6 protein-coding genes are annotated in these 13,803 nt (G+C 41.2%); 1 reads left to right on the forward strand and 5 read right to left on the reverse strand.

Going from position 1 to position 13,803, the window contains the following annotated elements:
• The 3 genes from OCV73_RS10930 to OCV73_RS10940 form a co-directional block, all read right to left on the reverse strand.
• Positions 1 to 1,209 (reverse strand): DUF6443 domain-containing protein (locus OCV73_RS10930; RefSeq protein WP_262512952.1); only part of this gene is annotated, 1,209 nt, incomplete at its 3' end.
• Between the two features lie 12 nt (positions 1,210 to 1,221).
• Positions 1,222 to 4,779, reverse strand: coding sequence for a hypothetical protein (locus OCV73_RS10935; RefSeq protein WP_147552142.1), 3,558 nt, complete (start codon positions 4,777 to 4,779; stop codon positions 1,222 to 1,224).
• A gap of 174 nt (positions 4,780 to 4,953) precedes the next feature.
• A complete protein-coding gene (locus OCV73_RS10940; RefSeq protein WP_262512953.1) occupies positions 4,954 to 7,233 on the reverse strand; it encodes a sensor histidine kinase in 2,280 nt (759 codons plus the stop codon).
• Between the two features lie 234 nt (positions 7,234 to 7,467).
• Here OCV73_RS10940 and OCV73_RS10945 point away from each other — a divergent pair, with 234 nt between their 5' ends.
• Positions 7,468 to 10,716: a TonB-dependent receptor gene (locus OCV73_RS10945; protein ID WP_147552144.1), complete on the forward strand. Its 3,249-nt coding sequence runs from the start codon at positions 7,468 to 7,470 to the stop codon at positions 10,714 to 10,716.
• A gap of 267 nt (positions 10,717 to 10,983) precedes the next feature.
• Here OCV73_RS10945 and OCV73_RS10950 read toward each other — a convergent pair whose 3' ends face one another.
• On the reverse strand, positions 10,984 to 11,739 hold the full coding sequence (locus tag OCV73_RS10950) for a succinate dehydrogenase/fumarate reductase iron-sulfur subunit (protein WP_147552145.1): 756 nt from the start codon (positions 11,737 to 11,739) through the stop codon (positions 10,984 to 10,986).
• Positions 11,740 to 11,807: 68 nt separating this feature from the next.
• Complete coding sequence (locus OCV73_RS10955; RefSeq protein ID WP_147552147.1) at positions 11,808 to 13,748, reverse strand: fumarate reductase/succinate dehydrogenase flavoprotein subunit; 1,941 nt, start codon at positions 13,746 to 13,748, stop codon at positions 11,808 to 11,810.
• Positions 13,749 to 13,803: the final 55 nt, after the last annotated feature.

The following is a 13,803-nucleotide window of genomic DNA, read 5'->3' on the forward strand; positions in this document are numbered from 1 at the left end:
CCAGCAGGGGTCGTAACCGCTTTCGGGTGTGAAGGTGTGCCCGGGGGGGATAAAGGCGTAGGTGTCGTAATAGATCGCGCTCCGGGGCCTCAGCTGCTGACGGGGTTCGCTGTCGTTGGTATAACCCAGGTTGGTATTTTCTCCTCCTTGGGTGGTTTCCCGGTCTTCCCGTACGGTTATGTCTGAAAACTGGGCTTGCAACTGGCTGTGGCTCATCGTAGTGGTCCATATGCCGGTCTGGCAGGGACGGTCTTTCCGGTCGTATTTGGTATAGCTCCATTCTTTTTTCTGACGCTGGTTACCGGTTTGGGCGAGTACCATACGTCCTAATCTGTCGTAGACGTAATAAACGGGGTCGCATCCGGGTGGCTGAAAGCTGATGCGCCGTTTATGGTCATCGTATTTATAGATATAGGTGTATTTTCCTATAACGGCATCGGTATAGGCTTTGTCTTGTACGCTGCATATCTGGCTGGCTTCGGGAGAGAGTATGTAGCGGAGGTTTCCGGTAGGGTCGTAGACGTAGTAGGTGTCGTGGGGTATGCTGTCTTTCATTTGCCGGTAAAGGATGGGGCGTCCGTTCTTGTCGGTAAACTGGTATTTTTTGTTACCGTTTTCATCGACAGAGCGGGTAACGAATAGTTTTCCTTCGGAATAATTGCCTTTATGGAGGAGATAGCGGTTGATGATATATTTGCGGACGGCTAGTTCTCCTTCGGCGGTATTGGTCAGGTAGGCGGTTTTCTGGCTGTGGTTATTGTTTTTTCCCACGTACCAGGCGCTTCCGGGACCTATGGTCTCGATTTTGCGGTTCAAGGGATTGTCTTCGTAAATAGTTTGGGAGAAGGGGCGGCTGTCGCCGTAATAGTTTAAGGCATTTTCCCTGACCCGGCTGAAAGGGAGATAATATCCCTGGTCGCCGTTGACGGGGGTCGGGAGCCATTCTTCTTCAGGCAACCCCCGGTCGTTGTACCGGACGTGGCTTACTACGTCGTAGACGCCGGGGCTGATGCCGCGCCAGACGGTTTGCTGCACACGGCCCAGGGCATCGCAATATTGTATGGTGACCCGGGCGTCGTATTCGTCTCCTGTGATATCGGTTCCGGGGAAAAGAGGTTCTGTGCTTTTTACATAATTCTGGTCCGCGCTTTGGGCGAATGCACTTGCTATGCCCAGCAATATGATATATATAGAACAAATATATTTCATGGTTTACTGCTGTTATCGTGTTTTATAATGATAGGTATGCTTGCGTATCAAATAGTTGTTATAGTCTTTTATCGTGCTCAGGCGTCCGTAACCGTCATAGTTATAATAGGTGGTTACTCCCCGGGCATCTGTTTCGGAGGCTATGCCTACCAGCCAATGATAGCTCATGCTCCGCATTTCTACATCGGGATGTAGGGTTCTTATGCGGTCCAGCTTCGTTTTGACTTCAGAGGACTCTTTCAGGAAGCTTCCCCGGTCGGTTCCTATTTCCCGCAGAAATGAATCTACTTCTTCCGAATTTCTTTTCTTGAATTCGGCCACCGGATGGCTGCCGTTATAGGCCCACAGGAATGAGGCTACGTGGTCTCCTTTGTAATAGATGTCCCGGAGGTTGTTTTGGCTGTCGTAAAGGTATTCATATTCTCTGATGTTTAAAAGTGTCATTAGCTCGGCAGGGGTTTTCAGGGATGTCCCCAAGGGGTATGAGGCGGCCGGGACTCCTGCCTGCGGCAAAAGTGCCGAATAGGTGGCTGTGATCCTGGCATAGTCGTCATACTGCATACGCACGGCATCGGTAATGTAACCGTTTTCTACCCGGACTTTGGTCTCTACCTTGTCGGTATTCCTGTAATAGGTATAATAGATAACAATTTTTTCTCCTTTTGAGTTTTCGAGTTCTTTCGATAATGGCAGGGTCGCTTGGATGCTTTTGTTATATCCGGTGAAGGGATAGGTGTAGCGAAGGGTTTCTTCTATGGCACCGGATGAGGTCGTGGTTATTTCACGCTGTTCTTTTAGCATCTTATTATACGGGATAATTCTGAACTTTGTCATACCATAGTCATTCTTAGCAAATTCTATAACATCATAACCCTCCGGAGTCAATGGAATCCCAGCCGCATTAAAAGCAGATATAGTATATAATCCTCCGGGGAAATAATGGTCCGACCGGTCTTCATGGATATAATAATCATAAGAGATTTCTTTAGAATCGTTGATTGTTCCCGGTCTTTTCCAATAAACTTTCCGCTTCAGATTTCCTCTCCAATGTGATTTGGAAGTACGCAGCCGGTTTACTGGAGGTTCATAATTGCCATAATTTGACTCGTTTAAATCGGCTGCATCCATGATATTATCACGAACCGTCGTATAATAATAATCGATACCTGGCACATTCCCTATCGTTTCGGGATTATCGGTAGAGATAAACGATTCTCTTACCCAGCCGTATTCTACGCGTGGTTTTCCGAATATGGTATTGTACAATCCTTCTGAAGTCATCACACGTACAAAATTCTGATATCTGGAAGGAAAATGGTCTTTGGGATCTTCGAATGCTACCTGATAACTCATCATCATGGAACCCGAATAATCCGGGAAATCGGTTAACACTCCACTGGAAAGGTCCGGATCTCCGTATGTATAAGTTTTTATGATTGTATCACCAACCCCAGCAAAAGAAGATATACTCCTGATTCTTAGTCCTCCAGCCTGACCTACCGTTTCCCGAATATGCAGGTTTGTCGGGATCTTTAACGTTATGGGAATATGTCCGTACCGGGCGCCCCGGTAATAGAGAGGATCGGTAAACATGGTGTTTATACTGAAGCCCTTCTGGTCCACCATCGTTTCTCGGGGATATCGAAGCTCTATCTGATAATAGCCATCTTCTTCAGGAGTCATCTCCAGTGTAGGATATAACTCCAAATCTTTATTTAAAAGCCTGAACCTGCTCATTTTTTTATTTTGTTCCGATTTATCTTTACCCAAATAATAGACGTAAATCGAAGGAAATTCGGGTTCAGGTTGCCCATGCCACGGATTATTGTCAGGATAATTGTAGTAATATTGCATCCATGTACCTAGGAACTCACCTAAGCCATTGTAATATTCGTTTAATTGTATATGTATTTTATTCGTGGTTGTCGCATAAATCTCTACTTTCAGGTTTTCTCCTTCTGGCAAGCCGCACAATGTATCCCCCACAGTATAATATTCCATTTCGTTTTTTTCTATTAAGAATTTCTCAGCTCCTACATACGAGTAAGCATTCGGTTCCCAGTTAAAATTGGTATATCCTCCCGTAGGATAGGTTATATGGGTCAAAACCCCATATTTTGCACCATCTTTAGTCGGTTTTCGGTCTCCTCTGGTAATTCCGTTAAATACCTGTTCGGAAAAAGGCGGGACTAAACCTCCAACGGTTCCATTATAATACCCCCAATGATCTTGTCCGTGATCCCTAGGTCTGTATCCATCGCCATAATAAGTGAACCTGTGCAGAGAGACGGAATCGGTATTCGATACAGAAAATTCGTCGATACCATCCAGTTTTAATGCATTCGCCTCAGAAGAGTTATATCTAACAGTATTGCAAAAATAAGAATAACGAAACCCCAGCTTTTTTATAAGTCCTCTTTTTTTATCCGATACCTTAATATAATCCAACTTCGTTCTATCCCCTTTTATATCTAACCGTGGGTTTTCATCACTTATAAAAGAAATGTCCACATCCCTGGAACTTATTTTATCCAGACGCTTGGGAAGAAACTGTACCGTATTATAGGTAGCAGTTCCTGCTGAAACAACCTCATTTTTAAAATCGGGGCTATATGTCGCCATGTTCTCTGCATAAATACCAGATTGTATCTTTACCAATGGCATTTGGGAATAATTTAAATAGACCGTATCTTTTCCCGGTGTAACGATCTTGCTCAGATACCATGCCGAAGTATATCGTAATGAATCGGCCGTAAGTAAAGAGGGAACATTGGGATTGGACATTGGATAATAAGGATACAAGGAAGTCTCTTTTTCTTCAAAATAATAACGGATATCTTTCTGATCCCGCATCACAAAATAATCGGGAAAACTCATCTCTACTATTTCTACCGGACTACCGGACTGAATGATAACGGAATCCTTACGTGGCTGGGACATCATAAAAGCTCCTGAATATCCCATGAAATTGAACGTGTACCTGTCCAATGCACTATCCATATAACCTCCTTCAAAATTAAAAAAAAGCCGAATCTGTTTGTATAGATTTAATTGCTGGAAGCTGCTATAATACTCACTCGGATCATAATTCAACACTTTTTGCATATTGTACTGGATTGATTCTTTATCCGGAGGAAGTAAGTGATAAAAACCCCGGAATATTGGAATATCGGACAACATATGCATTAAACCGCTATATGATCCTTCCCGCATTTCATCGGGCAGACCGCAAACTTGACGTGAGATAACTCCTCCGGCATTTAGTGTCCAGCCCAAACCTACCCGGCTGGCTACTTCATCTACTTTTATCCCTCCTCCATGGTAGCTGAGGGAGATCGGAAATGAAAATTCTTTTATATTGAGCTCATACAATGGCAGATCGATCTGTGGCAAGCCGTAAAAATAGCTGACCGGAAATTCGGCATATTTACTTAAAGACGCTGCTTCGGGGGATTTTGGGATGACCGACGTAAAAGGATTTAACGGCAATTTTATCTCAGAAGACGTTTGGCAACGTAATATTCCGGACAACAATAAAAAAAAGATTACAGAAAAAAAACGTGTTTCCATAAGTACGATATACCCTGATTTAGTTTATAAAAATCATATTCTCTTTTTACAAAGAAAAATAATTTTTTATTTATAAACAAATATTTAGCTAAATATTTGTTTATATACCTTTACTAAAGGTAATTTATTTGACTTGTAAACGACGGGTAGACCTGTTTATTCTTTTTAGGATGTTTACACGATGATTTGCGTATCCGTGTCTTGTTCTTCGAGGTCGAGCGGGTGGCTGAATACAAAACGTGCTCCGGAAGTGTAATCTTTATCTATCCAGATATCTCCTCCCATTTTGTTTATTGTGAGTTTACAAATGGCAAGGCCTAATCCTGTTCCCTGAATATATTCGTTCAATTTTTCAAATCGTTCGAATACTTTATGCTGAGATTCTACCGGTATGCCACAGCCGGTATCTGTTACCGAAAATAATATGCGGTTATTATCTTTATCAATAGAAATATCCAATGTGATCGTTCCTTGATTGGTGAACTTAGAAGCGTTGGTGATCAAATTAATAAGGATTTGTTGTAACCTTTGAATATCGGTTACCAATACGAACGTTTTGAAAGGGGGATTGAATACAAATTCCACTCCTTCTTTCTTGAGATGGGATGTTGTGGCTGAAATTGCCTGGCAAAGCGATATCAATTCACAAGGTTTATATGTGAAAGATAATTTACCCGTCTCCAATCTGGATATATCTAAGATGTCATTGATAAGACAAAGTAATAAATTGGAATTTTTCGTAATGATCTCACCGTATTCGTTTCTCTCTTCGGAGGAACAACTCTCATCAACAAGAAGGTTTGAAAATCCAACGATAGCATTTAACGGAGTTCTTATTTCATGGCTCATATTGGCAAGAAATGCTGTTTTTAAACGGTCCGATTCTTCTGCTTTCTCTTTCGCCTGCCATAATTCAATTTCCGCTTCTTTTTGTTTGGTAACGTCTTCGGAGCGGATTACCAAGCCTGATATTTTTTTTTCGTGATTTAAAACCGGATTTACGAGTACGTGTTTGTATTTGTGAGGCTCATACTCCATGTTGAATTCTGATATCTGATGGCTCTGTATGGATTGTGCCACGGTACATCCATTGCATGGTTCTGTAAAACCGTAAAGGACTTCATAACATTTTTTCCCTCTTTCGGGTTTGTTACCATGAGTCGATAAAGAATTATGCCATAAAATAGTATAGTCGGTAGTAATGTATTTTATATTTTCTTTTATATTGTCGAGAATAAGACGGTTGCTGCTTTCCGATTTTTCCAGCTCGTTTTTCAATCTTTTAGTTCTGTAAAACAGGGTCAGTGAAATAAAAAATCCTGCTAATAATACAATGAAAGCTGTAGAGATAAAATTTATCTGATACTTATATTTTTGATAGAATCCAATTTCTTTATTAATTATAGTCGCTTCTGGTGGAAGATTTTTTGAGTCGAGTCCCAGTTCTTTCAGCTTCTCATAATTGAATATGTATTCATTCGGGAATAAATATACATCCGATTCTATTTTTCCTTTATGCGTTGTAACGTATAATACATCTTCGGCTATGTTTTTTCCGCTGGATCCGTATTTGGGCAGATATCCTCCTATGGCCCAATAGTCGATGCCCAATGAGGTCAGGGAGAATGTCGGCAGTTTAGGATTTACCATTAAGGCATAAGTAGCATTACGCATGAAATACGATTCGTTGGCGTCTACTCTCCAGGTTCCTATCAATAAAGCCGTATGATCCGGCAGGTTAGTGATTTGTGTAATGATTGTATTCATGTCGTTCAATCTTCCATCCAGTAAGATCAAATTCAGTTCGGGATAATTTTTTAATTTTTTATTGACAAGAGCTTGTAATGAAACACCTCCATAGCTATTATCCGTAAGGAAAGCAATATGTTTCGTATCCGGATAAAAGTTTAAAATCAAATCTATATTTTTGTCTACATCGTAATCATAAAAACGGCCGTGTAGAGATGTTATTAGTGAAGCTTCTTCTATAGCATCGATACTTTCGGGTTTCCAATTTTTCATATCTACCGATTTATCCGGTAATAATACGGCATTACGACTCACCATTCCACAAACGAGGGGTATATCTTTTTCTATGCCGTCTGCTCCTTGTGATAAATAAGATGTCCAGGCTTCTTGACCCAGTAATACGATAGCAAGCGGCTTTTTAGGGCCTGTGTATTTTTTCAGGATTGCAGTCATTCTTTCTTTCCACTCTTGCATTTCCGAAAAACTCTTGCAGTTCATGTTTTCAATAACCACATTAAAATGCCCTCCCAGTTTTTTGTATTCATCTAAGAATTCGGATATGTTTTTAGCTGTCGTAGGTATTTCAGGATTATAAGAACTTATGAGCAGAATAGGGTGGCCTTCGGTCTCAGAAGCGGCGACACGCACACATAATATGAAGAATACGAGGATAATGTATATTATTTTAAAGAATGATTGTTTCATTGAAATATATTACACCTTAAATAAAATTAATACCACAAATATATTAAATTATGCCTAATGAAAAGAATTTTACCAGTAAAAACATAAACATATTTTGCAATATGAAAAAATATATATAATTATCATCTTTCTTTAATAGAATATATATATCTTAGCAATTATTTTTATATTAACTTTGTTTTATTCGGCTTATTAAAGGTGTATATTGATTTACAAAAATAAATTCATTTATAAATGAAAAAAATCCGTATTATTTTATTTCTATTATTAGGAATATTTGTTTTTGTGCCTGTTTTAAGAGCACAGATAACGACTTGTGCTATTTCCGGAAGGGTAACTGGAAATGATGGTGAGGCATTGCCCGGTGCGGTTATTTTAATTACACACCTACCTTCGGGTTCGGTTTCCCGAACCGTTACCAATACCAATGGCTGGTATCATGTTGAAGGTTTAAGGGCGGGAGGACCGTATACATTAAAAGCTTCTTATTTGGGATATCAACCGACTGTTTATACCCAAATAAATTTACAACTGGGAAACCGGGATGATGTCAACCTAGAAATGAAGGGGGCTGATATAGAACTGAAAGATCTTGTCGTAACGGGAAATAAGAGTTCAGCCCGAACAGGAACCTCCACTCAAATAACCTCCAGGCAATTAACGACGGTCCCGACGTTAAACCGGAGTATATCCGATTTTACTAAGCTTTCTCCGTATGCCGGAAGAAACAATACCTTTGCAGGACGTGACGGCCGGTATAACTATGTATCGATAGACGGTGCGCCGTTGAACGATAACTTCGGGTTGAGTTCTAATTATATGCCCGGTGGAAATGCTCAGCCGATATCTTTGGATGTGCTGGAAAATATACGGATTGACGTAGCTCCTTTCGATGTGAAATATTCTAATTTTACAGGTGCGGCTGTTAATGCTGTAACAAAAAGCGGAACCAATGATTTTTCGGGAACCGCTTACGGGTATTTCCGTCCGAAATCTTTTTCCGGTAAATCGATAGACGGTATAGATATTCCGAATGCTCAGACGAGACACTCCGAATTGTACGGCATAACTTTGGGAGGACCTATAATTAAGAACAAATTGTTTTTCTTTATAAACGGAGAAATAGAAAATGAATCATATCCCGGAGTGCAATGGAGACCTTCGGAAGACGGAGTAGGAGATGTTACGCAAAAGATATCCCGTACCAGTGTGGGAGATATGAAACGTATGAGTGACTTCTTGCAAAGTCAGTATGGATATAGTACCGGAAAATATAATAATTTCGATAATTTTTCAGGATTTAACTGGAAGATAATGGCACGTGTAGACTGGAATATTAATCTGAAAAATAAACTTACATTAAGATATAACGGAGTCCAGTCGAAAAACGATGATCTGGTAAACAGTTCTTCTTTTGGCGGATATAGGGATAGTCGTGTGGGAGATGCTTCCATGGCTTTTGAAAATTCCAATTTCAAATACAAGAATAAGGTAATGTCGGTTGTGGGAGAGTTGAACAGCCAGTTTACTCCGTTCATTTTTAATAAATTCCTGGCAACATATAGTTATGTGAACGATACCCGGGAAATATACGGCTCTCCGTTTCCTTTTGTGGACATAGATAAAAATGGCAAACAATATATGAGCTTCGGTTCCGAAATATTTACTCCCGGAAACGATGTAACTTCCAAGGTTCTCAGTTTTATTGATAATGTTACCTTTAGTTTGGACGACCATTATCTCACTGCCGGAATATCATTTGATAAATATGCTTTCCGGAATGCGTATATGCGTTATGCCTGGGGATACTACCGGTATGCCAGTATGGAAGATTTTATAAATAATGCGAAACCGACCGCATTTGCATTGACGTATGGATACAATGGCCGGGAAGTTCCTTATGCCGATTTGGACTTCGGAATGGGTGCTGTTTATGTACAAGACGAGTGGTCCATAGGTCCCTCGTTTAAATTAAATTATGGATTGCGGTTGGATTTACCTTTCTATATGAATGATTTACCCGATAATCAGGCGGTGTCGGAATTGAGATTTGCAGATAACCGTCAGATAGATGTTTCTAAATGGCCAAAATCAAAGTTGTTGTTTTCTCCCCGTGTTGCATTTACATACGATGTGTTGAAAGATCACTCTCTGATGCTGAAAGGTGGTACCGGTATTTTTACGGGAGTTTTACCATTCGTCTGGTTTACGAATCAACCCGCTAATTCCGGTTATTTGCAAAATAAAGTAGAATTAACGGCGAATCAGTTACCCGATAATTTCAGATTTAATACCGACTATCGTGAAGTCTTGAAACAATATCCCGATTTACTGGCTTCCACTCCGGCTACACAGGCTCCCGGCTCTGTCTGCTTTGTCGATCCTAAATTCAAGATGCCCCAGGTTTGGCGCAGCAGTTTGAGTATAGAATGGCAGCTTCCTTATGATTTTATGCTGTCTGCAAATGCCATGTACACCCGGGATATTTATAATGTCGTACAAAATAATGTGAACGAGAAACCGGCAACCGATAAATTTGCCGGTAATGACAACCGGGATTACTGGCCTGCAAAGGACAACAGGATAAATAAAAACATATCGGATGCCATGATGCTTACGAACGGAAATGAAAAAGGATATCAATATTCTTTTAATGTGGAATTGATTAAAAAATTTGCATCAGGATTCAGCGGATCGGTATCTTATACTTATTCCCAAGCCAAAGATCTTACCGCGAATCCCGGATCGGTAGCCAAGTCTTCCTGGCAATATAATGTGGCGGTAAATAGTCTGAATAATCCCGGATTGAGCTATTCTTCTTTTTCTATTCCGCATCGTATCATTGCGCAGGCTATGTATGAGATCAGTTACCTGAAACATTTCAAGACTACGGTAGCACTGCTTTATCAGGCTTCTCCTATCGGACGCATGTCTTATATTTATCCGGCGGATCTTAACGGAGATGGAGTAGGTTCCGATTTGATGTATGTTCCGTCTGCAAAAGACGAATTATTGTTTAAGGATATTACCGACAATAATAACAATGTCACTTTTTCGGCCGATGAGCAACGCGAGGTATTTTGGAATTATATTAATAATGACAGTTACCTGAAAAGCCGTAAAGGGAAATATACCGAACGTTTCGGGTGTGTTATGCCTTGGGTTCACCGCTTTGATTTCAAGATCATGCAAGATTTTAATCTTAATATAGGTTCCCGCCGTTATGGTTTGCAGGTTAGTTTGGATATATTGAATGTCGGTAATCTTTTCAATTCCGGTTGGGGGGTTGAAAAAGCGAACGGTTTGGCAAGTTTCGGAAATATCCGGTTATTGAAAACGGCCGGTGTTAACGCCGATAAGAAACCTGTATATCAGGTAAATGCTGCTAATAAAACTTTGTTCGAAAAGAATGCACGCTGGAGTTATGATATTTCCAGTGATAATACCTGGGGTATGATGCTGGGAGTTCGTTTATCATTTTAAAAAAAAGATACGGTCCTTGTTGGAAGAGAATGGTTGCAAATATCAATTTGCAGCCATTCTTTTTTGTTTTCTTGTATTGGAAAATTGTGTAAAGATGGCGGAAAAATCTCTTGAAACGGTTTATTCGGTTACTGAAGTATCTGAATATTTCTCCTGTGATAAATATATGTTCTGATTTTCTTATAATAAAAATCCCCGACCATACGATCAGGGATTTTTATAAAAATATTTTTCACCGATATCGGTTCTGTTGCAAAAAACTTCTGTTTAGTCTTCCAGTTTAGCACAAATGAACTCGCGGTTAAGACGGGCGATATTGGTTAGAGAAATACTTTTCGGGCATTCTGCTTCGCATGCCCCGGTATTGGTACAATTTCCAAAACCGAGTTCGTCCATTTTAGAGAGCATGGCCTTAGCGCGTGCTTTAGCCTCTATTTTTCCCTGAGGCAGTAATGCAAACTGGCTTACTTTTGCCGATACGAAAAGCATTGCCGATCCGTTTTTACAAGCAGCTACACAAGCGCCGCAACCTATGCATGAAGCAGAATCCATCGCTTCGTCTGCATCTATTTTAGAAATAGGCAGGGCGTTTGCATCTTGTGCTCCTCCCGCGTTGATAGAAATATAACCACCTGCTTGTTGTATTTTATCGAAAGCAGTACGGTCTACCATGAGGTCGCGAATAACGGGGAAACCGGCCGAACGCCAAGGCTCGATGGTTATCGTATCTCCGTCATTGAATTTGCGCATATGTAACTGACAGGTCGTTACGGCGGTGTCGGGCCCGTGAGGATGCCCGTTGATGTATAGAGAGCACATACCGCAAATACCTTCGCGGCAATCATGGTCGAATACTACGGGTTCCTGATTTTCACTGATCAGTTTTTCGTTAAGTACGTCCAGCATTTCGAGGAACGAACTGTCTGTCGAAACACCATCCAAAGAATATGTCTGAAAAGCACCTTTTTCTTTAGGTCCTCTTTGACGCCAAATTTTGAGCGTTATATTGATTGTTTTTTCCATAACTGTAAATATATTGGCCGTTACCGCTTCAGGTCGTAATCCCGAAAGGTGGGCGGCGCGTAAAAGAATTATTGTTTATAATTACGTGTTTGAACTTTAATAGCTTCGTATTTCAGTTCTTCTTTCAATAATTCGGGCTTTTTATCTTCACCTTCATATTTCCAGCAACTAACGTACATATATTCATCATCACGGCGTTTTGCTTCACCCTCTTCCGTTTGATATTCTTCACGGAAATGACCGCCGCATGATTCGTTACGGTTCAAGGCATCGAGTGCCATTAATTTTCCAATTTCAAAGAAGTCTTCTACACGCAGTGCTTTTTCGAGTTCAACATTGAGAGTATTGGCTTCGCCCGGTATTCGTACATTGGCATAGAATTCTTTTTTCAGTTTTTCTATTTCTTCTAAAGCATGATTCAATCCGGCTTCGTTCCGGGCCATACCTACGTATTCGGTCATGATATGTCCCAGTTCTTTGTGGAAAGAGTCTACAGATCGTTTTCCTTTTACTTTCATCAGTCGTTCGATACGTTTCTCTACATTTTTCTCTGCTTCCGAGAATTCGGGGAAATCGGTACTGAAGTGAGGTACTGTGATCTGATCTGAAAGATAGTTCTGAATTGTGTAAGGGAGCACGAAATAACCGTCTGCCAAACCTTGCATAAGAGCTGATGCGCCCAAACGGTTTGCGCCGTGGTCGGAGAAATTCGCTTCACCTATGGCGAACAGTCCTGGAACAGAAGTCATTAATTCGTAATCTACCCAGATACCTCCCATAGTATAGTGGGAAGCAGGATAAATCATCATCGGGGTTTTGTATGGATTGTCATCCGTGATCTTTTCATACATCTGGAACAAGTTTCCGTAACGGTCGCGTACGGCAGCTTCACCTAAACGTTCGATCGACTCTTTGAAATCCAAATATACGGCACGGCCTGTACCTACACCGAAACCGGCGTCGCAACGTTCTTTAGCAGCACGTGAAGCGACATCGCGGGGTACGAGGTTACCGAATGCCGGGTAACGGCGTTCCAGATAGTAATCGCGGTCTTCTTCTTTTATTTCGGTCGGTTTCAATTTACCGGCACGGATAGCTTCTGCATCTTCTTTTTTCTTTGGAACCCATATACGGCCGTCATTACGCAGAGATTCTGACATTAAAGTCAGTTTTGACTGGAATTCCCCGTGAACCGGAATACAGGTAGGATGTATCTGCGCATAAGCAGGATTTGCGAAATAAGCTCCTTTGTGGTAGCATTGTATGGCGGCAGAGCCATTAGATGCCATGGCATTGGTCGACAAGAAGAATACATTTCCGTATCCGCCTGTAGCGATAACCACGGCATGAGCGGCAAAACGTTCGATCTTACCTGTAATCAGATTACGTGCTATGATACCGCGGGCACGTCCGTCTATAATTACCAGATCTAGCATTTCATAACGGTTGAATTGCTTAACAGTACCTTTTTTTACCTGACGGTTTAAGGAAGAATAGGCACCTAACAATAACTGTTGTCCGGTCTGCCCTTTAGCATAGAAAGTACGTGAAACCTGTGCACCGCCGAATGAACGGTTTGCCAGCAAACCTCCGTATTCGCGTGCAAAAGGAACTCCTTGTGCGACGCACTGGTCTATGATATTGTTGGACACCTCGGCCAGACGATAAACATTTGCTTCGCGTGCCCGGTAGTCACCACCTTTGATGGTATCGTAGAAAAGACGATAAACAGAGTCGCCGTCGTTCTGATAGTTCTTGGCGGCATTTATACCTCCTTGTGCGGCAATAGAGTGTGCACGGCGGGGAGAATCCTGTATGCAGAAATTAAGTACATTGAATCCTAGTTCTCCTAACGTAGCGGCAGCAGAACCTCCGGCCAGACCGGTACCCACAACGATGACATCGAGACGGCGTTTGTTAGCCGGATTCACCAATTTCTGGTGAGCTTTATAATTTGTCCACTTTTCGGCCAAAGGACCTTCGGGGATTTTTGAATTTATTGTTGTCATAACGAATATTTTTCTTTGTAACTGATAATATTTTTAATCTCCTATATATAACAGG

Source organism: Barnesiella propionica (genome assembly GCF_025567045.1).
Classification (GTDB): Bacteria; Bacteroidota; Bacteroidia; order Bacteroidales; family Barnesiellaceae; genus Barnesiella_B; species Barnesiella_B propionica.